The organism is Micromonospora sp. CPCC 205561, assembly GCF_036906775.1.
Taxonomy (GTDB): domain Bacteria; phylum Actinomycetota; class Actinomycetes; order Mycobacteriales; family Micromonosporaceae; genus Micromonospora.
In genome coordinates this window covers 24,200-48,209 of the sequence record NZ_JBAKHV010000033.1, presented here as the reverse complement: position 1 = coordinate 48,209, position 24,010 = coordinate 24,200, and the positions used below count along the sequence as shown (strand labels likewise).

Below are 24,010 nucleotides of genomic sequence, written 5' to 3'. Positions count from 1 at the left end.
CGGCCGCCCGCGCCGCTCAGAGTTCGAGCAGCACCGTGCGGGGGCCGACGTTGACGCTCTCGACCAGCATGTGGGCCCGGAAGCGGCCGGTCTCCACCTTCGCGCCCCGGGCGCGCAGCGCCTCCACGACCGCCGTCACCAGGGGCTCCGCGACCTCGGCCGGGGCGGCCGCCGTCCAGCTCGGGCGGCGGCCCCGGCGGGCGTCGCCGTAGAGGGTGAACTGGCTGACCACCAGGATCGGTGCGCCGGTGTCCGCAGCGGACCGTTCCTCGTCGAGGATCCTCAGCTCGTGCACCTTGCGGGCCATCGTGCGGGCCGTCTCCACGGTGTCGGTGTGGGTCACCCCGAGCAGCACCAGCAGCCCGTCGTCGATCGCGCCCACCACCTCGCCGTCGACCGTCACGCCGGCCCGGCCGACGGTCTGCACCACCGCGCGCATCAGCCGGCCACCGGCTCGATGAAACCGCGCTCGACGAGGTGCGCGACGATCGGCCCGGCCGCCTCGGCCAGCTCGCCGGGAGCGACGTCGTGCGCGGCGGCGAGCAGGGCGAGCTGGTCGCGCAGCGGCAGCCGCCCGTCGGCCCCGCCGACCAGGGCCAGGACGAGGGGGTCGATCTCCTCCGTCCAGCGCAGGCCGTGCGGCATCGCCAGCACCTGCCGGTCCACCGCCCAGCCCTCGTCGCCGATGGTGGCCTCCTGGCGCAGCTGGAGGCCGTCGGCGGCGCGGAAACGGGCGGCGAGCAGCTCCTCGGTGTCGCGCGTGCGGAGCCAGTCCCGGCGGTCGAACCACGCGTCGATCCGGTCACCGAACGGCGCCTCCACCCGCTGGCGCAGGTCCTCCACCCGGACGAGCGGGTCGTCGTGGCCGCCTCGGCGCAGTGAGACGATGCCGAAGCCGACCGCCTCCACCTTGTGCGCGTCGAACCAGTCCAGCCACTCCGCCATCCGCCGCGGGTCGGCGGCCTCGCCGACGTCGGTCAGCCAGAGGCTGACGTACGCCATCGGGTCGGCCACCTCGCGCTGGACGACCCAGGCGTCCAACCCGGTGCCGGCGAACCAACCCGTCACCCGGTCGGCCCAGTCCTCCCCGGCGACGTGCACCCAGTTGGCCAGGAACTGCATCGTGCCGCCCTCGGTGAGCAGGCCGGGCGCGGCGGCGGCCAGCTCGGCGCCGATCGCGTCGCCGACCCGGCCCGAGTCGCGGTAGACGTGCGTGGTGGTGCCGGGGCCCACCACGAACGGCGGGTTGCTCACCACCAGGTCGAAGCGCCGCCCGGCCACGGGGGTGACCATGTCGCCGCGGAGCAGCTCCCAGTCCTGGCCGTTGAGCGCGGCGGTGGTGGCGGCGAAGCGCAGCGCCCGGGCGGAGAGGTCGGTGACGGTGACCCGCCGCGCGTGGGTGGACAGGTGCAGGGCCTGCACACCGGATCCGGTGCCCAGGTCAAGCGCCGTCTCCACGGGCCGCCGCACGGTCGCGCCGATCAGCGTCTGGGTCGCCCCGCCGATGCCGAGGACGTGCTCGGCGTGCAGCGGGCGGCCCGGCCGGGCGCTGGCGGGCACGTCGGCGAGCACCCACCAGTCGTCTCCGTACGGCTCCAGGTCCACCCCCATCCGCAGCCCGTCGCCGTGCCGCTCGACCAGGCCCCCGGCGAGCGCCTCGTCCAGCGACAGCGGCGCCAGCGCGGCGGCCACGGCGGCCTCCGGCTCGGTCTGCTCGCAGATGAACACCCGGATCAGGGTGCCGAGCGGGTCGCGGTCCTCGGTGGCGCGCAGCGCGGCCCGGAAGTCGTTGCGGGCCACCCCGCCGGTGGCCTGCGAGCCGAGCCGGTTGGCGATGCCGTTCGAGGTGAACCCGGTCCGGGTCAGCGCGGTCCGCAGCGCGTCGACCCCGGCGGGGGAGAGCAACATGTCGTGTCCGTCCACGTCGCCATCCTGCCTGGTGCCCCGGGCCGGGTGCCGCCCACCCGTGAGATCTCGACCTACGCGGCCCGCCAGCACTTCCGATCGCGCGGCTCACCCGAGCGGCCGAACCGGTGCACGCGGCCGGGACGGCCGATCATCTGGTGTGGCACACCGGGAGCGTGGCCAGCCGGCGGGTGTAGTGATCGGCGAGGGCGTCGAACCGTCTGCCCGTCTCGGCGGCAACGTCGGAGTCCCAGGCCTGACGCAGCCGCGCCACCGTCTCCACGACGGTCCGCACGGTGCGTTCGGGAGCCCGCGGATCGTCCTCGGAGATCTGACCGAGCACGTGGTGGCCCGGAACGGAGAGGTCGTCCTCGTAGCGGAACTCGGATCCACCCGGGTGGTAGCTCGGCCGGACCGCACCACCACCCGCCGCACCAGGCTGACGGCGTGGTGCGTCCGCGGGCGCACCGCTGCCGGCAGGATGGCCCCATGACCACGCTCGCACTGCCCATCGACCCGGAGGCCAACCGGCTGCTGGAGCGCAGCCCGCTGGCGCTGCTCCTCGGCATGGTGCTCGACCAGCAGGTGCCGATGGAGAAGGCGTTCTCCTCGCCGTACGTGCTGGCGCAGCGCCTCGGGCGCGACCTGGACGCCGAGGAGCTGGCCGACCACGACCCGGAGGCGCTGGTCGCCCTCTTCGCCCGGCCGCCGGCGCTGCACCGGTTCCCCAAGGCGATGGCGGCCCGGGTGCAGGACGTGTGCCGGGTCCTCGTCGACCGCTACGACGGCGACGCCGCCCGGCTCTGGTCCGACGTCGCCGACGGCCGCGAGCTGCTGCGCCGCGTCGGTGAGCTGCCCGGCTTCGGCACGCAGAAGGCGCAGATCTTCCTCGCGCTGCTCGGCAAGCGCTTCGGGGTCACGCCGCGGGGCTGGCGGGAGGCGGCCGGCGGCTACGGCGACCCGGACGCCCACCGGTCGGTGGCCGACGTCACCGATGCCGACTCGCTGCGCCGCGTACGCGAGTACAAGCAGCAGATGAAGGCGGCGGCGAAGGCGAGGGCCGGCGGGGGCTGACGCAACCGCACCGCCGCGCGGTCGTTGTAGCGAGGATGGCCACGACGGGCAGCCGATGACGGACGAACGCGGCGGGCGGTTGCTGCGGCCGGAGGAGAGCTCGCCCCGAGCCACCTTTCTGGAGCTCTTCTTCGACCTGGTCTTCGTCTTCGCGCTGACCCGGGTCTCGCTGCGCCTGATCGACGGCACCGGAGGCTCCGTCGGGATGCTGGTCGCCGAGATCGGGCGAACCGGCGTGCTCTTCCTGGCCCTCTGGCTGCTCTGGTCGATCACCACCTGGGTCACCAGCCGGTACGAGCCGGAGCAGCCGGTGATCCAGTTCGTGGTGGTCGGGTCGATGTTCGGCGCGATGGTGATGGCCGTGGCGCTGCCCCGGGCGTTCGAGGACCGGGCCCTCCCGTTCGTGTTGGCGTACCTGGCGGTGATGCTCGTCCGGCCACTGGTCATCGCCACGGCCCTGCGCCGCCACCCGCGCCGAACGGTTCCGCTGCGACTTCTCGCCTGGGCCGCCGCGGGGGGCGTGCCGTGGCTGGCCGGGGCGGTCGGGCCGGAGGAGCTGCGCCTGCCGCTCTGGGCGCTCGCCGTGGCCGTCGACTACACCGGCCTGCTGCTGGGCTGGCCGCTGCCCCGGCTGGGCCCGGCGCGCACCTCCGGCTGGCTGATCGCCGGCGAGCACCTGGCCGACCGGTACCAGCAGATCTTCCTCATCTCGCTGGGGGAGACCATCCTGGTCATCGGGCTGACGTACAGCGGCGCGGATTTCACCGCAGACCGGGCCGGCGCCTTCGCGGCCGCCTTCGCCACCACGGCGCTGCTCTGGCGGATCTACTTCCACCGGGCGGGCCACCTGCTCGCCGAGGCGCTGCGGATGGCCCGGTCGCCCGGGCGGCTTGGCGCCTCGGCCAGCGGCACCCATCTGGTCATCGTGATCGGCGTGCTGAGCACCGCCGTCGGTTACGAACTGGTGATCGCGCACCCGCACGGGCGGACCGACCCGACCTGGCTGGTCTTCGTCGCCGGCGGCCCGGCGATCTTCCTGGCGGCCCGGGCCCGCTTCGAGTACGAGATCTTCGGCCGGGTGTCCCGGTCCCGGGTGGCGGGCCTGCTGCTGCTGCTCCTGCTGGCGCCGACGCTCACCCTGGGACCGCCCACGGTGGCACTGGCGCTGGTCGCCCTGGTGCTGGCGGGGGTGGCCTCCGCCGACGCGTGGCGCAGCAGGGGCCGCCCGCCCGAGACGGCCGCCTCGCCGCTCGGGCACGGCGGGACCGGCGGGACCGGTGGGGGTGAGTTTCCCGCGCCGTGACGGGGTGGGTCAGGCGGCGGTCGGCCGGGAGAGGGCGGCCAGCGCCCGCCGGACGTCGGCGAGGGAGACCGTGGCCGAGTCGTCCAGGTCGGCCAGGCCGGCCTCGATCCACTGCCGCATGAGCGTGGTGACCCCGATGCCCCGCGCGTCGGCGGCTTCCCGCACCCGCTCGTACGTCTCCAGCGGCAGCCGCACCGAGCGGCTGACCATGGGGGTGTCGGTGTCGGGGGCGGGCAGCTCCACCGGCCCGCTCGCGTCGATCAGCTCCGTGAGCCGGTCACCGCCGCTGTGGAACTGTTTGACCGCGTCGTTACGGTTCATCGTCACCGCCTCCTCATCGGCGAGATCTCCGCACGGCCTCGTCGTAGCGCTTCGCCTCGACGTCGCTCAGCTCACGGGCGGAGAGGATGTCCCAGTCGTTGTCGGTGCCGTCGGCCTCGGCGAGCAGCACGGCCAGTCGGCGCCCCCGGCGGGCGGCGGCGTAGACGACCATCACGTCGTCGCCGAGGTGCCGGATCACCCGGCGGGTGCTGTGCAGCGCCTCCCAGACTTCCCCGGGTGTGACGTCGTAGACCCGCAGGTTGGCCAACGCCTCGTCGGTGAAGCTGAACCTGCTGCCCACCGCGTGAGCGTACCACGGACGTGATACGGCCCCCGGTGGAGCAATTTTCGCTGATCAGGCGTTGTGGGTGGCAGGATGAGACGTAACCCCCTCGAGGAGGTCCGTGGTGAAGCGTCAGGCGTACCAGCCGATCCTGATCACCGACGCCTCGCGCAGTCAGGACGACCAGCTCACCAGCCGCCAGAAGCGCTACGTGCTCATGATGGGCATCCGGGTGGCCTGCGTGATCGTCGGTGCCGTCCTGGTCGGCGCGCAGGCCCCGCTGCTCTGGCTCTGGCTGCCGATGGTGGGCCTGGGCATGGTGCTCATCCCGTGGCTGGCGGTGCTGCTGGCCAACGACCGGCCGCCCAAGGAGCAGCACCGGCTGGCCTACCGGTTCCAGCCGCGGCACCGGGACGAGAGCCCGCCGATGAGCCTCACCGCCGAGGAGCGCCCCTACAAGGTCATCGACGTCGAACCCTGACCCACCCCGCCCCTGCCTGAGCAGGCCGGGGTCAGGGGGTGGGGCGGGCGCCGATCCGTGAGACCGCCAGGGCGCCCAGGTCGCCGGCCCGGCCCAGCGCCACCGCCGGCTCCGCGCCGTCGAGCCAGGCGCTCAGCAGCCCGGCCGCGAACGCGTCCCCCGCCCCGGTGACGTCGACCACCGCGACCCGGCGGGCCGGCACCGCGGTGACCGGGGCGTCCCGGTCCACCCAGACCGCCCCGGCGGCGCCCTGCTTGACCACGATCCGTCGGGCCGAGGCCGAGAGCGCCCGCCCCTGCGCCGCGGGGTCCATGCCGCCGGCCAGCACCGTGGCCTCGTCGGCGTTGACCAGCAGCAGGTCGACCCCGCGTACCCAGGACAGGAAGGCCGCCGCGCCGACCCGCCGCAGCGGGGCCGCGGAGGCCGCGTCGACGCTGGTGGTGAGCCCGCGCTCGCGGGCGCCGGCGAGCGCGCGCAGCCCCGCCGGTCGGGACTCCGCGTCCAGCAGGGTGTACCCGGACAGGTGCAGGTGCCGCGCGTCCGGCGCGGCGGCGAGCGCCGCGTCGACGTCCGGCGGGGCCAGCCGCAGGTTCGCGCCCCGCTCGGTGATCATCGTCCGCTCGCCGGCGGTGGCCAGCACGATGACCGTGCCGGTGGCCCGCCCGGGGTACGTGGTCACCGCGCAGTCCACCCCCGCGCGCTCCAGCTCTGCCACCCGGTCCCGGCCGGCGTCGTCGTCGCCGACGGCGCCGACCAGCGTGACCGGCGTGCCCTGGGCGGCGAGCCAGGCGGCGGTGTTGGCGGCCTGCCCGCCCCCGCCGAACCGGATCGCCGCCGCGGTGTCGGACCCGGTGGCCAGCGCGCCGGTCAGCACCGCCACCACGTCGGTGATCAGGTCACCGACGACGAGGACGCGCCCCGCGGTCATGCCCCGGCGCGGCGGGCGGCCGCGGCGACGGCGATCCGCGCGGCGAGGTCGGCGTTGCGCAGGATGATCCGGACGTTCACCGCCAGGCTCGCCCCCTCGGTGGCCGAGTGGAAGTGGGCGAGCAGGTAGGGCGTGACGGCCTTGCCGGTCACCCCGTCGCGCTCCAGCAGCGCCAGCCCGTCGGCGAGGGTCCGGTCGTGCAGTTCCGGGTCGAGCTGCTCGTCGGCCGGCAGCGGGTTGGCCACGAGCAGGCCGCCGTGGTGCACGCGGTGCTGCTCCCGGGCCGCGAGCACGTCCGCGACCTGCTCGGCCGAGTCCAGCGACCAGTCCAGGTCGAAGCCGCCGTCGGTGATGAAGAAGCCGGGGAAGCGCCGGGTCCGGAAGCCGACCACGCCGACGCCGAGGGTCTCCAGCCGCTCCAGGGTGGCGCCCACGTCGAGGATCGACTTGACCCCGGCGCAGACCACCGCGATCGGCGTCCGCGCCAGGGTGACCAGGTCCGCCGACTCGTCGAAGGTCTGCGCGGCCTCCCGGTGCACCCCGCCGAGCCCGCCGGTGGCGAAGACCCCGATCCCCGCGGCGGCGGCCACCGCGCTGGTCGCGGCGACGGTCGTGGCGCCGTCCGCGCCGGTCGCGGCGGCCAGGGCGAGATCGCGTACGGAGAGCTTGGCGACCCCGTCGACGGTGGCGAGCCGGGTCAGCTCCGCGTCGTCCAGCCCCACCACGAGCCGGCCGCCGACCATGCCGATCGTGGCCGGGACCGCGCCCGCGTCGCGGACCGCCTGCTCGATCTGCCGGGCCACCCGCAGGTTGTCCGGCCTGGGCAGGCCGTGCGAGACGATGGTGCTCTCCAGGGCGACGACGGGGCGTCCGTCACGCAGGGCGTCGGCGACCTCGGTGCCGTAGCGGATGTGAAAGTCAGTCACGTCACCACCGTACGGCCTCCGAGGGGGGTGACCTGAAGTGGACCGGGCAGCCGTGACCTGCCAGACTTGACGGTTGGAGGTGCAGCAGTGAGCACAGAAGTTCTCGAGCGTCCGGAGCTGAAGGACGCCGACACCGGCCCCGAGATGTTCCACTACGTCCGCAAGGAGAAGATCGCCGAGAGTGCCGTGATGGGCACCTTCGTCGTCGCCCTCTGCGGGGAGACGTTCCCGGTGACCAAGGCCGCCAAGCCGGGCTCGCCGGTCTGCCCCAAGTGCAAGGAGATCTACGACTCCTGGGGCGAGTGAACCGGGGCGGCCCGCGCGGCCCCGCACGTAACCTTCGGCGGTGACCACCTCCACCGCCCTGCTCCTCGCCGACCTCACCGGGGTGGCGGTCTTCGCCGCCTCCGGGGCCTCCGCGGCGGTGGCCAAGCGGCTCGACCTCTTCGGCGTCGTCTTCGTCGGCTTCGTGGCCGCGCTCGGCGGTGGGATCTTCCGGGACCTGGCGATCGACGAGGCGCCGCCGCTGGCCTTCGCCGACTGGCGGTACGCCGCCACGGCCGCGGTGACCGCCGCCGCCGTCTTCTGGCTGCATCCCCAGTTCGCCCGGCTACGCACCACCGTGCTGGTGCTGGACGCGGCGGGGCTGGCGCTGTTCACCGTCACCGGCACGGTCAAGGCGCTCGACGCCCAGGTGCCGGCGGTGGGAGCCTGCGTGATCGGCATGCTGACGGCGATCGGCGGCGGCCTCGGGCGGGACCTGCTCACCGCCGAGATCCCGGTGGTGCTGCGGCGGGAGATCTACGCCGTCGCCGCCCTCGTCGGCTCGATCCTCGTGGCGCTGCTGGACGCCCTCGGGCGCGCGGACGCGGCCTGGCTGACCGGGGCGGCCGGCCTCGTCTTCCTGCTCCGCCTGATCGCCCTGCGGCGCCGCTGGTCGGCCCCGGTGCCGACCCCGCGCCCCCCGCGCGCCGGAACCCCCTAGCCCCTCAGCCGTCACCGCCACGCCAGCGGGCGGGACGGGGACGAGGGGGCGGTGGGGAATGTGAGCAGCGTGGCGTCGGCTGGGGCCGGCGGCCGGCGCTGGTTATGCTGAGGCGGCCTTCGCGGCACCATCAGCGCGGAGGCGTTTTCATGGGCGGCGGTACCCGTGGCCCTCGCCCGGGGTCCGCCATCAGGCGGTCGGAGAGGAGCTTCCCGTGGCGGCCCGGTTGCCGGCTATCGAGACGTTTCCGGCACTGCGCGCGTGGCAGCGCAAGGCACTCGTGGAGTACCTGCGCCGGCGGGACCCCGACTTCACGGCGGTCGCCACCCCCGGCGCCGGAAAGACGACCTTCGCCCTGCGGATCGCCGCGGAGCTGCTCGCCGACGGCACCGTCGACGCGGTCACCGTGGTGGCCCCGACCGAGCACCTGAAGACCCAGTGGGCGCAGGCGGCGGCCCGGGTCGGCATCCAGCTCGACGCGGCGTTCCGCAACGCCGACCTGCACTCCGCCGCCGACTTCCACGGTGCGGTCGTGACGTACGCCCAGGTGGGCATGGCGCCGCACGTGCACAAGCGGCGCACCCTGACCCGGCGCACCCTGGTCGTCCTCGACGAGATCCACCACGCGGGGGACAGCCGTTCCTGGGGCGACGGGGTGAAGGCGGCCTTCGAGGGCGCCGAGCGGCGACTGATGCTCACCGGGACCCCGTTCCGCTCGGACGACAACCCGATCCCGTTCGTCAGCTACGAGCGGGGCGGGGACGGCCTGCTCCGCTCCCGCGCCGACTCCGTGTACGGCTACGCGGAGGCGTTGCGCGACGGCGTCGTCCGGCCGGTGCTCTTCCTGGCGTACTCGGGGGAGACCCGCTGGCGCACCAACGCGGGGGAGGAGCTGGCGGCCCGGCTCGGCGAGCCGATGACCCAGGACCTCGTCGCGCAGGCGTGGCGTACCGCGCTCGATCCGGCCGGTGACTGGATGCCGCAGGTGCTGCGGGCGGCCGACGCCCGGTTGACCGTGCTGCGCAACGCGGGGATGCCCGACGCCGGTGGGCTGATCATCGCCAGCGACCAGCAGACCGCCCGCTCGTACGCGAAGCTCATCGAGCAGGCGACCGGCGAGCGGGCGGCGGTGGTGCTCTCGGACGACGTGGGGGCGTCCGCGCGGATCGCGGCGTTCGCGGCGTCCGAGCAGCGTTGGCTGGTGGCGGTCCGGATGGTCTCCGAGGGCGTCGACATCCCCCGGCTGGCGGTCGGTGTCTACGCGACCAGCGCCAGCACGCCCCTCTACTTCGCCCAGGCGATCGGCCGCTTCGTCCGGGCCCGCCGCCCCGGCGAGACCGCCTCGGTCTTCCTGCCCAGCGTGCCGCACCTGCTCGGGCTGGCCAGCGAGATGGAGGCCGAGCGGGACCACGTGCTCGGCAAGCCCAAGGACCGCGAGGGCTTCGACGACGACCTGCTGGAGCGCGCCCAGCGCGACGACCAGGCCAGCGGCGAGCTGGAGAAGCGCTTCGCCGCGCTCTCCGCCACCGCCGAGCTGGACCAGGTGATCTTCGACGGCGCCTCGTTCGGGACCGCGGCGCAGGCCGGCACCCCCGAGGAGGAGGAGTATCTGGGCCTGCCCGGGCTGCTCACCGCCGACCAGGTCTCCCTGCTGCTGACCAAGCGGCAGCAGGAGCAGCTTGCGGCCCAGCGCCGCCGGGCCGCCGGGCCGGCCGAGCCGGCCGCTCAGGCGGTGGCCGCCCCGCCGGCACCGATGAGCGCGGCCCAGCGCCGCGTCGCCCTGCGGCGCCAGCTGAACGCGCTGGTGGCCGCCCGGCACCACCGCACGGGGCAGCCGCACGGGAAGATCCATGCGGAGCTGCGCCGGCTCTGCGGCGGACCGCCGAGCGCCCAGGCCACCATCGAGCAGCTCGAGGAGCGCATCGCCACCGTCCAGACCCTCTGACGGCGAGAGAGGCCCCGGAGGCGCGTGCGTCGTCGCGTGGCGGGCCGGCCCTCCCGGCGGCTCCGGCGAGGCCCGCGGGGGGCACCTGGGGGGGTGTGTGACCGCCCGGGGCGCGAGGCCCGTCCGTTGCGCCACCTGCCCCTCCCGCCCGCGCCGGGGCGGCCGTGGCGCGGGCGGCACCCCGCGGTGGCCGCGTGGCACAGGGACGCGAAAAACCGGCCGGAGGCCCCTCGATCAGGGGCCTCCGGCCGGTTTGTCAGTAGGTATGTGGATCGTTCAGTTCGCCATCAGGTCGGCGCCACGCCAGCTGAACTCCGGGTCCGTCGCGTACCGCACGGTGATCTTCACGAGATCTTCCGCGTACTTGTTCGCGTGGTGCCCACAGAACACCAGTTCACTCCCACCCGCCAGGGTGATCCGGAGCTTGCCGGCAGCATTGCAGCGGTCGCACCGTTCATCGGCGGCTGGGGGAGCCACCGTTGCGGGCGGCGGCGTGAGGGTCGGGGTCATCGCCTTCCTCCTCTGGTCGTCACCGATGAACACTCTCTTCGGTCATTGCTCACCTATCGTGCAACACCCTGTCCCGGCGCTGCCTTCCCTGTGTGCCCGCGGGGGACCGAGGTCACACATGGCAGGGACAGTGTGCCGTGCACCAAGGGTGCCACGTCAACGATCACAACCGTGCAACCGAACGATCACCTTCCGACGTTGCGCGTTTGGTGATCAAAACGACACGTTCGGTTGACGATCGCGCTCAGTCCAGGTAATCCCGGAGCACCTGCGAACGCGACGGGTGGCGCAGCTTGGACATCGTCTTGGACTCGATCTGCCGGATGCGCTCCCGGGTCACCCCGTAGACCTGGCCGATCTCGTCCAGCGTACGCGGCTGGCCGTCCGTGAGGCCGAAGCGCAGGCGTACTACGCCCGCCTCACGCTCGGACAGCGTCTGAAGCACCTGCTGGAGCTGGTCCTGAAGGAGCGAGAACGAGACCGCGTCGACCGCGACCACGGCCTCGGAGTCCTCGATGAAGTCGCCGAGCTGGCTGTCGCCCTCGTCGCCGATGGTCTGGTCCAGCGAGATGGGCTCCCGGGCGTACTGCTGGATCTCCAGCACCTTCTCCGGTGTGATGTCCATCTCCTTGGCCAGCTCCTCCGGGGTGGGCTCGCGGCCCAGGTCCTGGAGCAGCTCGCGCTGGATGCGGCCGAGCTTGTTGATGACCTCGACCATGTGCACCGGGATGCGGATGGTGCGGGCCTGGTCGGCCATCGCCCGGGTGATCGCCTGCCGGATCCACCAGGTGGCGTACGTGGAGAACTTGTAGCCCTTGGCGTAGTCGAACTTCTCGACCGCGCGGATCAGGCCGAGGTTGCCCTCCTGGATCAGGTCGAGGAAGGCCATGCCGCGGCCGGTGTAACGCTTGGCCAGCGAGACGACCAGCCGGAGGTTGGCCTCCAGCAGGTGGTTCTTGGCGCGCTCGCCGTCGCGCGAGATCCAGCCCAGGTCCCGCTGCATGTCGCGGGTGAGCTTCTCCTCGCCCTCCTCGGCCGCGCGCAGCCGCTCGGCGGCGTAGAGCCCGGCCTCGATCCGCTTGGCCAGCTCCACCTCCTGCTCGGCGTTGAGCAGCGGGACCTTGCCGATCTGCTTGAGGTATGCCCGGACCGAGTCGGCGGAGGCGGTCAGCTCGGCGTCGCGGCGCGCCTGCTTGAGCGCCTCGGACTCCTCGTCGTCCCACTCGAAGTCGTTGTCGCTGGCCGAGTTGGCGGCGTCGGTCTCGGCGGCGCGGGTCAGCTCCGCCGGCTCCTCGACGACCACGTCCTCGATCGCGGCGGCGAGCTCCTCCGGGTCGATGTCGCCCTCGGCCTTGCCGGCGGCCTTGGCCGGCTTGGCGCCGGCCGCAGCGGCGACCGTCGCCTTGGTGGCCCGGGTGGCCTTGGCCCCCTTCGCCGGCACGGCGGCCTTGGCGGCCACCTCGGCGGTGGTGCCGGCGGCCTTGCGGGGGGCGGCCTTGCGCGGGGCGGGCGCGGTCGCCTCGTCGGCGGCGGGTGCCTGCTTCGGGGCGGGCGCGGCGGCCTTCTTGGTGGTCTTGGCGGTGGTGGCCCGGGACGCCGGGGTGGCCGAGCGGGCGGCGGCGACGCGGCGGCGGGTGCTGGCCGAGCCGTCCACCACCACGGTCACTCCCGCCTCGGAGAGCGCCCGCAGGATCTTCTTGGCCTGGGCCGGAGTCACCTCGGCGGACTCGACGGTGCGCGCGAGCTGGGCCGACGTGAGCTGGCCGCCGGCGCTCTGCGCGTGGGCGATCAGAGTGTCGGTGAGCGAGCGAACGTCGGCGCCGGTCTGGCGGGGTTCTGTCACGAATGACCTTCCGGAGGCGAAGAGCGAGCACGGCCGGGTCGTCCGGCGCAGCGCGGTGCACGTTGCCGGACGATGTGGTTGAGGGACCCCCGTGTCCCGGGCCGGCCGGTCGTGGCGGTCCGTCGCAGCGTGGGCAGGGGTGAATTGTAACGCCGTCCGCGGCGATCGACCGTCGCCGCACGGCGCACCGTCGGCGGGGACCGCCGATTCGACGCAGATGTGGACTTTGTAAGGATGGTACCGCGCGCGCCCCGGAACACCCCGGCCGTGCGGGAAGGGGACGAACGATGCATCGCTCGACGCCGGCGGAGCTGCTGGAGATCGCGGTCGGGGTGGCCCGCGACGCGGCCGCGACCGCGCACCGGATGCGGGTCGAGGGCGTGTCGGTGGCCGCCACCAAGAGCACCGTCACCGACGTGGTGACCGCGGCCGACCGGGCGGTCGAGCGGCAGGTGGTCGACGCCCTGCGCGGGCTGCGCCCCGGCGACGCCGTGCTCGGCGAGGAGTACGGCGCGGGCGGGAGCGGCCCGGTGGCTCCCGGCGGCGTCCGCTGGATCGTGGACCCGATCGACGGCACCGTCAACTACCTGTACGGGATCCCGCACAGCGCGGTGTCGCTCGCCGCGGAGGTCGACGGCCGGGTGGTCGCCGGGGTGGTGCGCAACGTCAGCACCGGCGAGGAGTGGACGGCCACCGTGGGCGGGGGCGCCTGGCGCGACGGCGAGCGGCTGCGCTGCTCCACCGAGACCGACCTGGGCCAGGCGCTGGTCGCCACGGGGTTCGGCTACGACCCGGGGCGCCGCGCCCACCAGGCCCGGGTGCTGGCCGAGTTGATCCCGCACGTCCGCGACATCCGCCGCTTCGGCGCCGCCGCGCTGGACCTGTGCCTGGCGGCGGAGGGGCGGGTGGACGCGTACTACGAGAAGGGGCTGGCCGCCTGGGACCAGGCCGCCGGGGCCCTGGTGGCCACCGAGGCCGGGCTGCTGGTCGCCGGGCTGGGCGGGGCGCCGGCCGGTCCGGACCTGGTGATCGCCGCCCCGGCGGCCCTCTTCGCGCCGCTGCACGACCGCCTCGCCGACCTGGACGCCTCCGGCGGGCCCTGACCGGCCGGGCCCACGGCACGCCGTGAACCCGGACCACCCGCCCGGCCCGGTCGCCGGAGGGGGTCTCTCGTGCGCTGAGGGGGCGCGAGAGGGCGCGCGGTGGGTCAGTCGTCCTCGGGCATGGGGCAGGAGCCCGCCGGCGCCACCGGCGCCCCGAGGTCGCCCAGGGACTGGTTGACCTCGGTGGTGGTGGCGAGCTGCTGGAAGCCGTTGCCGAGCACCACGTCCACGACGTCGTCGGTGCGCTTGGCGTCGTACTCGTACTCGGCGTTGTTCAGGAAGTACGCCCGCAGCAGGTGCGCCGAGCCGACACCCTTCGGGCCGTAACGCAGCACCGCGATGTCGTCGATCTGCTTCTTCTCGTCGCCGGTCTTCTTCACCTGGAACTTCCGGTTGCGGAAGTCGTCGGCGATGTCCTTGGCCAGGCCGATCCGGTCGCTGGTGCCGTTGTAGACGTTGATCTTGACGTCCTTGGACTCCCGCAGGGCCACGTCGGCCAGCGGCCAGCCCTCCGGGCAGCCTCCGGCGAGGCCGGCGCTGCCCTGGGTGTCGCGGATCAGGGCGACGACCACGAAGACCAGGGCCAGCACCGCCAGCAGGCCGACGACAACGAGTGCTCGCACTCGCGCAAAGCTCATCAGGGTGCTCCCCGGACAGTGGTGGGTGGTGGCGGCCGCCGGTGGTCGGGCCGCCCCGCCGGCCGTCGAGTACGCCGCTGAGGTTAACGGTTGTCCGGCCGTCGCGTGGAAACAGCCGGACATGCCGGCGCGCCAACCGGGAAGCGGGTACTACTACCCCTATCTTCGTGTCGCCTGAGTCACATTGGGAACAACTTCGCGTGCGGGGGCGTACATCTCAGCCGCGAGGGCGGTATACATGCCTCGCCCAACGGGGGGGTAAGGTTCCGCGCTCGCCGGGGTGTTCCTCTGGATGCCTCCGTCCGTGCTGTCTTCGGGTCGGGTGACCGACACAAGTGGTGGCCGGCCAGCGGAACCGAAACAGCGTCGTCCGGCGTTACAACCGGAAGCGACAACATCGATATGGGAGAGTGAAACCGATGGCCACCGACTACGACGCCCCGCGTCGCGACGAGGTCGACCTCGGCGAGGACAGCCTGGAAGAGCTCAAGGCCCGACGCGTCGACTCACAGTCGGGCGCCGTGGACGTTGACGAGGCCGAGGTGGCCGAGAGCTTCGAGCTGCCCGGCGCCGACCTGGCCGACGAGGAACTCACGGTCAAGGTGCTGCCGATGCAGCAGGACGAGTTCCGGTGCGCCCGCTGCTTCCTGGTGCATCACCGCAGCCAGCTGGCGGTCGAGCGGAACGGCGACCTGATCTGCCGCGAGTGCGTCTGACCCGCATGCCTCCTGTCAGCGGCGGCTCCCTCGTGGGGCCGCCGCTGCCCGGTCGCCGTGCGGGACGGCGGGGGACCTGCTTCACTCGTTGACGGGTGACCGTCACGTCGGAGTCGGTCCATTCGGGAGGTCGGACCCATGAGCGAGCGGAGCGAGCCCGGCGGTACGCGTGGCGCGGACCTGACCCGCGCCGCCGCGAGCGGCCCCGATCCTCGGGAGGACCGGGCCGGCGCCGTGCCCGCCGCCGGCCCGGACGACGAGATGGGCGCCACCGTCGCGGCGCTGACCGCCGACGACGTCGAGCCCGCCCGCCGACGGCAACTGCTCGGCCGGCTGGTCGGGCAGGCCAAGGCGCGAGGGCTGGCCGACCTGTTCAAGCCGAAGAGCGCGGTGCGCTGGATGGTCGACACGGTCGCCGAGGTCGCCCCGCACGTGCCCGTCCGCGACCTGGCCACCCTGCGCCGGCACTTCCCGGGCCTGGAGGGCGAGGCGCTGGCGGAGCGGCTGGTACGCAACGCCGCCCGGACGACGGGCGGCATCGGCGCCGCGGGCGGCGGAGTGGCCGCCGTCGAGTGGACGGTCGCACCGACCCTGCTCTCCGCGCCGGTCCTGCTGGCCGTCGAGACGGTCGCCGTGGTGGCCGTCGAGCTGAAGCTGATCGGCGAGCTGCACGAGGTGTACGGGATCCCGCTGCCCACCGCCGGCACGCCGCGCGCGGTGGCCCTGCTGCAGTCCTGGGCGGGTCAGCGGGGCATCAACCCGATGATGCCCGGCGTCGGGGTGAGCGCCGTGCTGGGCACGGCCGCCCGCAAGGAGTTGCGGGACACCCTGCTCAAGCGCTTCGGCCGCAACCTGACCACGCTCGGCCCCTTCCTCACCGGGGCGGCGGTGGCGAGCTACCTGAACCGCCGGGCCACCCGGACGATGGCGGACCAGCTCCGCGGCGACCTGCGCGGCCGGACGTCCGCCCTGCCGGGCACGCCCCCGGCCCTGCCCGGCGCCCGCTGAGCGGTCGCCCGGGGCGGCCCGTCGGGCGCGACCGTCCTCCGCCGGGCGCGGCGCCCCCCGGGCGGCTCAGCGGGAGGTGGCGTCCGGCGCGGCCGGGCGCGCGGCGCCCCGGGCGGCGAGGACCGCCTCGGCCAGCTCGACCGGGTGGCGGGTGCTGACCACCCAGAACGGGGTGGGGTCGGCCGGGTCGTCGAGGAGCACCTGGACGGCGCCGGGGACCCACGGCCGCTGCACCACGAACGCCAGCGGGTCTGCCCCGACGCCGAGCACCTCGCGCCGGCCGGCGGCGTCCAGCGGGACCACGTCGGCGACGAACTCCAGCGGCAGCCGGGCGTCGTCCACCCGCAGTTCGCCGTCGCGTACCGCGATCCGGATCCGGCCGAGCCAGGCCAGGCCGGCGACGGTCGCCGGCAGCAGCACCACGAACGGCAGCCAGGCGCGTACGCCGGGCGCGCCCATCCAGACCTCCACGGCGAGCAGCGTGGCCGCGGCCAGCCCGGCCAGCCACAGCCACCAGGGCAGGCCGAGCCGCTCGGCGTGCTGCGGGGGCGCCGCGGCGGGCGGCGCCGGGGACGGCGAGGACGGCGACAGGCTCACTCCTGCCAGGGTACGGCGCACGACGGCGGCGGAACCGGCAGGATGGCAGGGTCACCCCAGGAAACGGACGGAAGAGGGAAGCGTGACCGACGTCGTACCCGTGCCCGTACGGCGGCTCGACCCCGAGCTGCCGCTGCCGGCGTACTCCCATCCCGGCGACGCCGGGGCCGATCTGGTGGCGGCGGCGGACGTCGAGCTGCCGCCGGGCGCCCGGGTCCTGGTCCCGACCGGCGTGGCGATCGCGTTGCCCGAGGGGTACGTGGGCCTGGTCCACCCCCGTTCGGGGCTCGCGGCCAGACTCGGCGTGACGGTGCTCAACGCGCCCGGTACGGTCGACGCCGGCTACCGGGGTGAGATCCTGGTCAACCTGATCAACCATGATCGGGAGCGACCGGCGAAGATCTCCCGTGGCGACCGGATCGCGCAGCTCGTCGTGCAGCGGGTGGCGAGGGCGGACTTCCGGCCGGTGGTCGAGCTGCCCGCCTCCCGACGCGGGACCGGCGGGCACGGCTCCACGGGCGGCCACGCCGGCCTGGTGCCCGCCCCGGAGGCGCCGGCGGCCCCGCGGGAGCCGGGGGAGCCGGACCCGCGGGACCGGGCAGGCGTACGGACGGAAGAGGTGGCAGGGTGAGCACGAACAGCGGAGGGTTGGCGCAGTGATCTTCTCCCGGAAGCGGGACGGTGCCGGACGGCACGCCCGCGACGAGCGGACGACCGAGGTCCTCGACTCGCACGAGGAGTCGGCCCCGGCCCGCGGCCCCTACGACATCTCCGAGGCGCCCCAGGGCGTGCAGCGGCTCGACCTGGGCAGCCTGCACATCCCGGCGGTGCGTGACGTCGAGGTGCGGGTGCAGGCCGACCCGGAGGGCGTGATCCAGCAGGTCGTGCTCGTGCACGGGCCGAACGCGCTCCAGCTCGGCGTCTTCGCCGCGCCGCGCTCCGAGGGCATCTGGGACGAGGTGCGCGAGGAGATCCGCCAGTCGCTGTTCAAGGACGGCGCGGCGGCCCAGGAGGTCCAGGGCGAGTACGGCACCGAGCTGCACGCCCGGGTGCGCACGCCCGACGGGCTGACCGATCTGCGCTTCGTCGGCATCGACGGGCCGCGCTGGCTGGTCCGCGCCGTCTACCAGGGCGAGGTGGCCACCGACCCGGCCGCCGCCGGCCCGCTGGCGGAGTGCCTCGACGGCCTGGTGGTCGACCGGGGCCAGGAGGCCAAGCCGGTGCGCGAGCCGCTGCCGCTGCGGCTGCCCCGCGAGGTGGCCGACCAGGCCACCGACGGCGCGCCGGCCGACGGCAGGCCCGCTCCCGCGCCCCGCGAGGCCTGACCGTCCGTCACCGAGGCGCCGGGACCGGCCCCGTCGGCGTACGCTGGCGGCACGGTTCCGGCGCCGCCGGGGCCGGCCCGGGTGCCGGCGTCGCGTCGGCCCAGCGTGGAGAGGGTGACGCGGAGGTCATGTCGACCGACGAGGGCCGGGGTCCGCTGCGGCGCATGCTGCGCAGGCTCACCGCGAGCGAGGCGGAGATCGAGGCGCAGGAGCTGCGCCGGGAGAGCGCCGAGCACGGCGGCGTGCCGGCCGGGCAGTGCACGCGGGGCCAGGTGGTCTCGGTGGCCGGCCGGCTCCGCACGGTGGTCTACACGCCGCGGACCAACCTGCCCACGCTGGAGGCGGACCTCTACGACGGCAGCGACGTGGTCACCCTGGTGTGGCTGGGCCGGCGGCACATCGCCGGGATCGAGCCCGGCCGGCACCTGACCGCGCGCGGGCGGGTGGCCGTGCGGGACGACCGCAAGGTGATCTACAACCCGTACTACGAGCTGGAACCGCCGAAGTGACCCGGTGGCCGCGGCGGACGGAAGGCGTGCGATGACGACGGGACAGCACCGGGCGGCACAACCCGAGAGCGATCCGCGGGACGAGGAACGGCTGCCCACCCTGGCCGAGCAGATGGCCGACCAGCTCGGCGGCTGGCGGGGCCTGGTGGAGTCCAGCATCCCGGTGGTCGTCTTCGTGATGGCCAACATCGTCGGCGAGCTGCGGCCCGCCGTGATCGCCTCGGTGGTGGTGGCCCTGCTGATCGCCGGGCTCCGGCTGGTCCAGCGTCGGCCGGTCCGGCACGCGGTCAACGGGCTCTTCGGCATCGCCGTCGGCGCCGCGATCGCCTGGCGCACCGGCGACGAGCGCGACTTCTACCTCCCCGGCATCCTCTACGGCATCGGCTACGGCATCGCCCTGCTGATCTCGGCGGCCGTCCGGCAGCCCCTGGTGGGCTGGATCTGGTCGGTGCTGGTGGCCAAGGGGCGCTCGGAGTGGCGCGACGACCCGCGCCTGGTGCGTACCTTCACCGGGCTGACCGTGCTCTGGGGCGTGGTCTGGCTGGCCAAGGTGGGCGTCCAGGCGGCGCTCTACCTCGCCCACCAGGACACGGCGCTCGGCGTGGCGCGGCTGGTGCTGGGCTACCCGCCCTACGTGCTGCTGCTGCTGATCACGGTCTGGACGGTCCGGCGGGTGACCCGGGAACCGCAGCCCGAGGCGCTGCCCGGCGGCTGAGCCGCCGAGCTCCCACGGCTGCCTCAGCGCTGCTCTCGGGTGCGCTCCACGCTGTCCGCCCCGAGCACCACCGCGCGGACCGCGTCCTCGACCTCGGCGGTGCACACGAAGATCAGCTCGTCGCCGGCCTCGAGCGAGTCGTCCGGGGTGGGCACCAGCACCCGCTTGCCACGCAGGATCGCCACCAGCGCCGAGTCGCGGGGCAGCGGGACCGCGCGCAGCGGCTCGCCGACGTACGGGGCGGTCGGCGGCAGGGTGATCTCCACCAGGTTCGCCTCGCCCTGCCGGAAGGTCATCAGCCGGACCAGGTCTCCGACGGTGACCGCCTCCTCGACCAGGGCGGCCATCACCCGCGGCTTGCTCACCGCGACGTCGACGCCCCACTGCTCGGTGAAGAGCCACTCGTTCTCGGCCCGGTTGACCCGGGCCACCACCCGGGGCACCGCGAACTCCGTCTTGGCCAGCAGCGAGACCACCAGGTTGACCTTGTCGTCCCCGGTGGCCGCCACCACCACGTCGCAGCCGGCGATGTCGGCCTCCTCCAGGCTGGCCAGCTCGCACGCGTCGGCCAGCACCCAGTCGGCGGCCGGCACCCGGTCGGGGCGGAGCATCCGGGGCTGACGCTCGATGAGCATCACCTGGTGGCCGTTGTCGATCAGCTCCTGCGCGATCGAGCGGCCCACGTTGCCCGCGCCGGCGATGGCGATACGCATGCTCACAGCCCTCCTTCCGGCGGCGTCGCCGCCACCGACGTGACCGTCGCCGCGATGTCGTCGGTGACCAGCATGAAGATCTGGTCGCCCTCCTGCACGACGCTGGACGGGGTCGGCAGCGTGCCGATGCCGAAGCGGATCAGGTATCCCACCCGGGCCCCGGTCGCCCCCTCCAGGGCGCGCATCGGCCGGCCCACCCAGTCCTTGTGCACCGGCACCTCGACGATCGACACCGTGCTCGTCGGGTCCCGGAAGATCTCCACGTTCCCCTCGGGCACCAGGTGGCGCAGCATCCGGTCGGCGGTCCACCGGACGGTGGCCACGGTGGGGATGCCGAGGCGCTCGTAGACCTGCGCCCGGCGCTGGTCGTAGATGCGGGCCGCGACCCGGGAGACGCCGAACGTCTCGCGGGCGAGCCGGGCGGAGATGATGTTGGAGTTGTCGCCGCTGGAGACGGCCGCGAAGGCGTCCGCCCGCTCGATGCCGGCCTGCCGGAGCACCTCGCCGTCGAAGCCGGCGCCGGTGACGGTGATCCCGGCGAAGTCGGGGCCGAGGCGGCGGAAGGCGTCGGCGTCGTGGTCGATGACCGCGACGGAGTGCCCCCGGGACTCCAGGCTGTGGGCGAGGGTCGAGCCGACCCGGCCGCAGCCCATGATCACGACGTGCACCGCGTCCTCCTCAACGTGCGCGTCCGCCCGGACGGCGGGCGGGTCGTCTGCGAGCCTGCCACGTTCCCGGCGCGAGCGCGGACCGACGGTACTCCGCCGCCCGACCCCGCCGCGATCGGCCACCCCGGCGGCGCTCCCCCTGGTGGACGTACGCTTGGCGGTTGTGGCCAGACCCACCTCGCTGCTGAAGCGGCTGCTCCTCGGTCGACCGTTCCGGTCCGACCGGCTCAAGCACACCCTCCTGCCCAAGCGCATCGCGCTGCCCGTCTTCGCCTCCGACGCGCTCTCCAGCGTCGCCTACGCGCCCGACGAGATCCTGCTGACCCTCTCCATCGCGGGCGCCTCCGCGTACCTCTTCTCGCCGTGGATCGCCCTGGCGGTCGTCGTGGTGATGCTGACCGTGGTGGCCAGCTACCGGCAGAACGTGCACGCCTACCCCTCCGGCGGCGGCGACTACGAGGTGGCCACGGTCAACCTCGGCCCCCGGGCCGGGGTCGCGGTGGCCAGCGCGCTGCTGGTCGACTACGTGCTGACGGTCGCGGTCTCGGTCTCCTCCGGGGTGGCCAACCTGGGCTCGGTGGTGCCGTTCGTGGCCACCCACAAGGTGCTGATCGCGGTCACCGCGGTGGTGCTGCTCACCGCGGTCAACCTGCGCGGCCTGCGGGAGTCCGGGACCGCCTTCGCGGTCCCCACCTACGGCTTCATCATCGTGATGGTCGGGATGCTGCTCACCGGGCTGGTCCGGGTCTTCGTGCTCGGCCACGACCTGCGGGCGCCCAGCGCCGGCCTGGAGATCCAGGCCGAGCACAGCGTCACCGGCTTCGCCCTGGTCTTCCTGCTGCTGCGCACCTTCTCGTCGGGCTGCGCGGCGCTGACCGGCGTGGAGGCGATCTCCAACGGGGTGCCGGCGTTCAAGGCCCCGAAGAGCCGCAACGCGGCCACCACCCTGCTGCTGCTCGGCACCATCTCGGTGGCGATGCTGGTCGGCATCATCTGGCTGTCCCGGCTCACCGGCCTCCAGTTCGTCGAGGACCCGCGGTTGCAGATCATCTCCGGCCCCGAGGGGTACGTGCAGAAGACCGTCACCACCCAGCTCGGGGAGACGGTCTTCGGCTCCGGCTCGGTGCTGCTCTTCGTGGTGGCCGGGGTCACCGCGCTGATCCTCTTCCTGGCCGCGAACACCGCGTTCAACGGCTTCCCGGTGCTCGGCTCGATCCTCGCCCAGGACCGCTACCTGCCCCGGCAGCTGCACACCCGCGGCGACCGGCTGGCCTTCTCCAACGGCATCGTCTTCCTGGCCGTCGCCGCGATCGTGCTGATCGTCGGCTTCCAGGCCGAGGTCACCCGGCTCATCCAGCTCTACATCGTCGGGGTGTTCGTCTCCTTCACGCTCTCCCAGGCCGGCATGATCCGGCACTGGAACCGGCACCTGCGCACCGCGCGGGACCCGCAGGCGCGCCGGCGGATGCTCCGGTCCCGGGCGATCAACACCTTCGGCATGGCGATGACCGGCACCGTGCTGGTCATCGTGCTCGTCACGAAGTTCCTGCTCGGCGCGTGGATCGCCATCGCCGCGATGGCGATGATCTACGTGCTGATGCTGGCCATCCGCCGGCACTACGACCGGGTCGCCGCGGAGCTGACCCCGCCCGACGAGGACCGCGGGGTGCTGCCCGCCCGAAATCACGCCGTCGTGCTGGTCAGCAAGCTGCACAAGCCGACGCTGCGGGCGATCGCGTACGCCCGGGCCACCCGGCCGGACACGTTGACCGCGGTGACGGTCAACGTCGACGAGAAGGACACCCGCGAGCTGCAGGCGGAGTGGGAGCAGCGGGACCTGCCCGTCGCACTGACCGTGGTCGACTCGCCGTACCGGGAGATCACCCGGCCCATCCTGGGCTTCGTGGCCGGCGTCCGCCGGGAGTCGCCGCGCGACGTGGTCACGGTCTTCATCCCCGAGTACGTGGTGGGGCGCTGGTGGGAGAACCTGCTGCACAACCAGAGCGCGCTGCGCCTGAAGGGGCGGCTGCTCTTCGAGCCGGGGGTGATGGTGACCAGCGTGCCGTGGCAGCTCGCCTCGACCGCCGGCAAGGACCTGGACCGGCTGGACGCCACCCTGTCCCGGAGCCCGGCGCGCGGCCCCCGGGTCGCGCCCCGCGGCACCCGGCCGCCGGTGGCCCCGGCGCCGCCCGGTGAGGGCGCGCCGCCGGTCGTGTCCGCGCCGCCCGCCGCGGGCGGCCCGAGTGGTGGGGGTGAGCGGTGAGCGGGCACGGGGACGGCCGGGGCCTGGAGGAGGCCGAGCGGGTCGAGCTGACCGTCGGGGCGGTCGCCCCGGGCGGGCACTGCGTCGCCCGGGGCGGCGGCCAGGTGGTCTTCGTCCGGCACGCGCTGCCCGGCGAGCGGGTCGTCGTCGAGGTGACCGAGGTGCACAAGGGGTTCGTCCGGGCCGACGCGGTGCGCGTGATCGAGGCGGCCCCGGAGCGCGTCGAGCAGCCCTGCCCGTACGCGAAGCCGGGCCGCTGCGGCGGCTGCGACCTGCAGCACGTCGCGCCGGCCGCGCAGCTCGACTGGAAGGCGGCGGTGGTGCGCGAGCAGCTCACCCGCCTGGGCGGGCTGACCGACGCCGAGCTCGACGCGCTCCGCGTCCGGGTCGAGGCGCTGCCCGGCGGACCGCTCGGCTGGCGCTCCCGGGTCCGCTACGCCGTCGACGGCGCGGGCCGGGCCGGCCTGCTCAAGCACCGCTCGCACGAGGTGGTCCCGATCGACCGCTGCCTGATCGCCCACCCGGCGATCCGGGAGCTGCCCGTGCTGGCACCGGCCGGCACGCGCTGGCCGGACGCCGACGCCGTCGAGACGGTCGCCTCCACCGGCGGGGACGTGGCGGTGACGGCCGTCGCCGACGGGGTGCCCCGCCTCGTGGACGGCCCGGAGCGGGTCCGCGAGCTGGCGGCCGGCCGGGAGTGGACGCTGCCGGCGTCGTCGTTCTGGCAGGTGCACCCGGCCGCCGCCGACACCCTCGTCGACGCGGTGCTGGAGCTGGCCGGCCCGCGCCCGGGGGAGCGCGCCTGGGACCTCTACGGCGGGGCGGGGCTCTTCGCCGCCGCGCTGGCTGGCCGGGTCGGGGAGGCGGGCCGGGTCACCCTGGTCGAGTCGGCGGCGCAGGGCGTCGCGGCAGCCCGGGAGAACCTGCGCGACCTGCCCCGGGTCGAGGTCGTGCCGGCCCGGGTGGAGACCGCGCTGGCCCGCCGCCGGATCACGGGCCCGGTCGACGTGGTGGTGCTCGACCCGCCGCGCTCGGGCGCCGGTGCCCGGGTGGTGCGGGACGTGGTCGCGGCCGGCCCCCGCGCGGTGGCGTACGTGGCCTGCGACCCGGCCGCCTTCGCCCGCGACGTGCGCACCTTCGCCGGGCTGGGCTGGCGGCTGGCGGAGCTGCGCGGCTTCGACCTGTTCCCGATGACCCAGCACGTCGAGCTGGTCGGTCTGCTCCTGCCGCCCGACGGGGCCGCCCGCTAGC

The 24,010-nt window shown here is 74.4% G+C and carries 28 protein-coding genes; 15 read left to right on the top strand and 13 right to left on the bottom strand.

All coding sequences use genetic code 11. The annotated features are described in order from the left end of the window. Positions 1 to 16: 16 nt before the first annotated feature. The 3 genes from dtd to V6V16_RS18185 all read right to left on the bottom strand — a co-directional run bounded on the left by dtd (position 17) and on the right by V6V16_RS18185 (position 2,248). A complete protein-coding gene (gene dtd, locus V6V16_RS18195; protein ID WP_334563572.1) occupies positions 17 to 439 on the bottom strand; it encodes a D-aminoacyl-tRNA deacylase in 423 nt (140 codons plus the stop codon). Then, a complete protein-coding gene (locus V6V16_RS18190) occupies positions 439 to 1,923 on the bottom strand; it encodes a DUF7782 domain-containing protein (RefSeq protein WP_334563571.1) in 1,485 nt (494 codons plus the stop codon). The genes dtd and V6V16_RS18190 overlap by 1 nt, the downstream gene beginning before the upstream one ends. 133 nt (positions 1,924 to 2,056) lie before the next feature. Continuing rightward, the gene (locus V6V16_RS18185; RefSeq protein ID WP_334563570.1) at positions 2,057 to 2,248 is read right to left on the bottom strand and encodes a hypothetical protein; all 192 of its coding nucleotides are present in this window, start codon (positions 2,246 to 2,248) and stop codon (positions 2,057 to 2,059) included. A 146-nt stretch (positions 2,249 to 2,394) separates the two neighbouring features. Between V6V16_RS18185 and V6V16_RS18180 the strand changes: the two genes are divergently transcribed. Together V6V16_RS18180 and V6V16_RS18175 are read left to right on the top strand one after the other, a co-directional pair. Beyond that, complete coding sequence (locus tag V6V16_RS18180) at positions 2,395 to 2,979, top strand: HhH-GPD-type base excision DNA repair protein (protein WP_334563568.1); 585 nt, start codon at positions 2,395 to 2,397, stop codon at positions 2,977 to 2,979. Between the two features lie 55 nt (positions 2,980 to 3,034). After that, the gene (locus V6V16_RS18175; protein WP_334563566.1) at positions 3,035 to 4,282 is read left to right on the top strand and encodes a low temperature requirement protein A; all 1,248 of its coding nucleotides are present in this window, start codon (positions 3,035 to 3,037) and stop codon (positions 4,280 to 4,282) included. 9 nt (positions 4,283 to 4,291) lie between these two features. Here the strand turns inward: V6V16_RS18175 and V6V16_RS18170 are convergent, their stop codons facing one another. Beyond that, positions 4,292 to 4,603, bottom strand: a complete 312-nt coding sequence (locus V6V16_RS18170) for a hypothetical protein (RefSeq protein WP_334563565.1) — start codon at positions 4,601 to 4,603, stop codon at positions 4,292 to 4,294. A 13-nt stretch (positions 4,604 to 4,616) separates the two neighbouring features. Beyond that, a complete protein-coding gene (locus tag V6V16_RS18165; RefSeq protein WP_225851882.1) occupies positions 4,617 to 4,904 on the bottom strand; it encodes a hypothetical protein in 288 nt (95 codons plus the stop codon). Between the two features lie 106 nt (positions 4,905 to 5,010). Here V6V16_RS18165 and V6V16_RS18160 point away from each other — a divergent pair, with 106 nt between their 5' ends. Continuing rightward, positions 5,011 to 5,367, top strand: a complete 357-nt coding sequence (locus V6V16_RS18160) for a DUF3099 domain-containing protein (protein WP_334563564.1) — start codon at positions 5,011 to 5,013, stop codon at positions 5,365 to 5,367. Positions 5,368 to 5,398: 31 nt separating this feature from the next. Here the strand turns inward: V6V16_RS18160 and V6V16_RS18155 are convergent, their stop codons facing one another. Then, positions 5,399 to 6,295 (bottom strand): carbohydrate kinase family protein, encoded by an 897-nt coding sequence (locus tag V6V16_RS18155; RefSeq protein ID WP_334563562.1) that lies wholly within the window; start codon positions 6,293 to 6,295, stop codon positions 5,399 to 5,401. Continuing rightward, the gene (locus V6V16_RS18150) at positions 6,292 to 7,221 is read right to left on the bottom strand and encodes a pseudouridine-5'-phosphate glycosidase (protein ID WP_334563561.1); all 930 of its coding nucleotides are present in this window, start codon (positions 7,219 to 7,221) and stop codon (positions 6,292 to 6,294) included. Before V6V16_RS18150 ends, V6V16_RS18155 begins: the two co-directional genes overlap by 4 nt. An 87-nt stretch (positions 7,222 to 7,308) precedes the next feature. Here V6V16_RS18150 and V6V16_RS18145 point away from each other — a divergent pair, with 87 nt between their 5' ends. The 3 genes from V6V16_RS18145 (at position 7,309) to V6V16_RS18135 (ending at position 10,151) form a co-directional block, all read left to right on the top strand. Beyond that, positions 7,309 to 7,527, top strand: a complete 219-nt coding sequence (locus V6V16_RS18145) for a DUF3039 domain-containing protein (protein ID WP_089001394.1) — start codon at positions 7,309 to 7,311, stop codon at positions 7,525 to 7,527. A gap of 40 nt (positions 7,528 to 7,567) precedes the next feature. Continuing rightward, positions 7,568 to 8,206: a trimeric intracellular cation channel family protein gene (locus tag V6V16_RS18140; RefSeq protein ID WP_334563558.1), complete on the top strand. Its 639-nt coding sequence runs from the start codon at positions 7,568 to 7,570 to the stop codon at positions 8,204 to 8,206. A 214-nt stretch (positions 8,207 to 8,420) separates the two neighbouring features. Continuing rightward, positions 8,421 to 10,151 (top strand): DEAD/DEAH box helicase, encoded by a 1,731-nt coding sequence (locus tag V6V16_RS18135; protein ID WP_334563556.1) that lies wholly within the window; start codon positions 8,421 to 8,423, stop codon positions 10,149 to 10,151. Between the two features lie 276 nt (positions 10,152 to 10,427). Here V6V16_RS18135 and V6V16_RS18130 read toward each other — a convergent pair whose 3' ends face one another. Together V6V16_RS18130 and V6V16_RS18125 are read right to left on the bottom strand one after the other, a co-directional pair. Then, positions 10,428 to 10,661 carry a DUF7455 domain-containing protein gene (locus tag V6V16_RS18130; protein ID WP_334563555.1) on the bottom strand — a complete coding sequence of 78 codons (234 nt, stop codon included), beginning with the start codon at positions 10,659 to 10,661 and terminating at the stop codon, positions 10,428 to 10,430. A 244-nt stretch (positions 10,662 to 10,905) separates the two neighbouring features. Next, the gene (locus V6V16_RS18125; RefSeq protein ID WP_334563554.1) at positions 10,906 to 12,504 is read right to left on the bottom strand and encodes an RNA polymerase sigma factor; all 1,599 of its coding nucleotides are present in this window, start codon (positions 12,502 to 12,504) and stop codon (positions 10,906 to 10,908) included. A 287-nt stretch (positions 12,505 to 12,791) separates the two neighbouring features. Here V6V16_RS18125 and V6V16_RS18120 point away from each other — a divergent pair, with 287 nt between their 5' ends. Next, the gene (locus V6V16_RS18120; RefSeq protein WP_334563553.1) at positions 12,792 to 13,607 is read left to right on the top strand and encodes an inositol monophosphatase family protein; all 816 of its coding nucleotides are present in this window, start codon (positions 12,792 to 12,794) and stop codon (positions 13,605 to 13,607) included. A 104-nt stretch (positions 13,608 to 13,711) separates the two neighbouring features. Here V6V16_RS18120 and V6V16_RS18115 read toward each other — a convergent pair whose 3' ends face one another. Then, complete coding sequence (locus V6V16_RS18115; protein WP_334563552.1) at positions 13,712 to 14,230, bottom strand: LytR C-terminal domain-containing protein; 519 nt, start codon at positions 14,228 to 14,230, stop codon at positions 13,712 to 13,714. Between the two features lie 434 nt (positions 14,231 to 14,664). Between V6V16_RS18115 and V6V16_RS18110 the strand changes: the two genes are divergently transcribed. Together V6V16_RS18110 and V6V16_RS18105 are read left to right on the top strand one after the other, a co-directional pair. Then, complete coding sequence (locus V6V16_RS18110) at positions 14,665 to 14,961, top strand: DUF4193 domain-containing protein (protein WP_013284790.1); 297 nt, start codon at positions 14,665 to 14,667, stop codon at positions 14,959 to 14,961. A 261-nt stretch (positions 14,962 to 15,222) separates the two neighbouring features. Further along, positions 15,223 to 15,969 carry a hypothetical protein gene (locus tag V6V16_RS18105; RefSeq protein WP_334563603.1) on the top strand — a complete coding sequence of 249 codons (747 nt, stop codon included), beginning with the start codon at positions 15,223 to 15,225 and terminating at the stop codon, positions 15,967 to 15,969. A gap of 66 nt (positions 15,970 to 16,035) precedes the next feature. Here the strand turns inward: V6V16_RS18105 and V6V16_RS18100 are convergent, their stop codons facing one another. Beyond that, complete coding sequence (locus tag V6V16_RS18100; RefSeq protein ID WP_334563600.1) at positions 16,036 to 16,560, bottom strand: DUF3093 domain-containing protein; 525 nt, start codon at positions 16,558 to 16,560, stop codon at positions 16,036 to 16,038. A gap of 88 nt (positions 16,561 to 16,648) precedes the next feature. On the opposite strand from V6V16_RS18100, the gene dut reads away from it, so the two are divergent. The 4 genes from dut to V6V16_RS18080 all read left to right on the top strand — a co-directional run bounded on the left by dut (position 16,649) and on the right by V6V16_RS18080 (position 19,115). Then, positions 16,649 to 17,197: a dUTP diphosphatase gene (gene dut / locus V6V16_RS18095; protein WP_334563551.1), complete on the top strand. Its 549-nt coding sequence runs from the start codon at positions 16,649 to 16,651 to the stop codon at positions 17,195 to 17,197. Positions 17,198 to 17,222: 25 nt separating this feature from the next. Further along, on the top strand, positions 17,223 to 17,891 hold the full coding sequence (locus V6V16_RS18090; protein WP_334563549.1) for a DUF3710 domain-containing protein: 669 nt from the start codon (positions 17,223 to 17,225) through the stop codon (positions 17,889 to 17,891). A gap of 128 nt (positions 17,892 to 18,019) precedes the next feature. Continuing rightward, the gene (locus V6V16_RS18085; protein ID WP_132233037.1) at positions 18,020 to 18,400 is read left to right on the top strand and encodes an OB-fold nucleic acid binding domain-containing protein; all 381 of its coding nucleotides are present in this window, start codon (positions 18,020 to 18,022) and stop codon (positions 18,398 to 18,400) included. A gap of 31 nt (positions 18,401 to 18,431) precedes the next feature. Beyond that, positions 18,432 to 19,115 carry a DUF3159 domain-containing protein gene (locus V6V16_RS18080; protein WP_334563546.1) on the top strand — a complete coding sequence of 228 codons (684 nt, stop codon included), beginning with the start codon at positions 18,432 to 18,434 and terminating at the stop codon, positions 19,113 to 19,115. 23 nt (positions 19,116 to 19,138) lie between these two features. Here the strand turns inward: V6V16_RS18080 and V6V16_RS18075 are convergent, their stop codons facing one another. Both V6V16_RS18075 and V6V16_RS18070 read right to left on the bottom strand, forming a co-directional pair. Beyond that, positions 19,139 to 19,828: a potassium channel family protein gene (locus tag V6V16_RS18075; protein ID WP_334563545.1), complete on the bottom strand. Its 690-nt coding sequence runs from the start codon at positions 19,826 to 19,828 to the stop codon at positions 19,139 to 19,141. Between the two features lie 2 nt (positions 19,829 to 19,830). Continuing rightward, entirely contained in the window at positions 19,831 to 20,496 is a 666-nt protein-coding gene (locus V6V16_RS18070; protein ID WP_334563544.1) for a potassium channel family protein, read from the bottom strand. Positions 20,497 to 20,659: 163 nt separating this feature from the next. Here V6V16_RS18070 and V6V16_RS18065 point away from each other — a divergent pair, with 163 nt between their 5' ends. Next, positions 20,660 to 22,759 (top strand): APC family permease, encoded by a 2,100-nt coding sequence (locus tag V6V16_RS18065; protein WP_334563542.1) that lies wholly within the window; start codon positions 20,660 to 20,662, stop codon positions 22,757 to 22,759. Next, positions 22,756 to 24,009, top strand: coding sequence for a class I SAM-dependent RNA methyltransferase (locus tag V6V16_RS18060; RefSeq protein ID WP_334563540.1), 1,254 nt, complete (start codon positions 22,756 to 22,758; stop codon positions 24,007 to 24,009). Before V6V16_RS18065 ends, V6V16_RS18060 begins: the two co-directional genes overlap by 4 nt. Position 24,010: the final 1 nt, after the last annotated feature.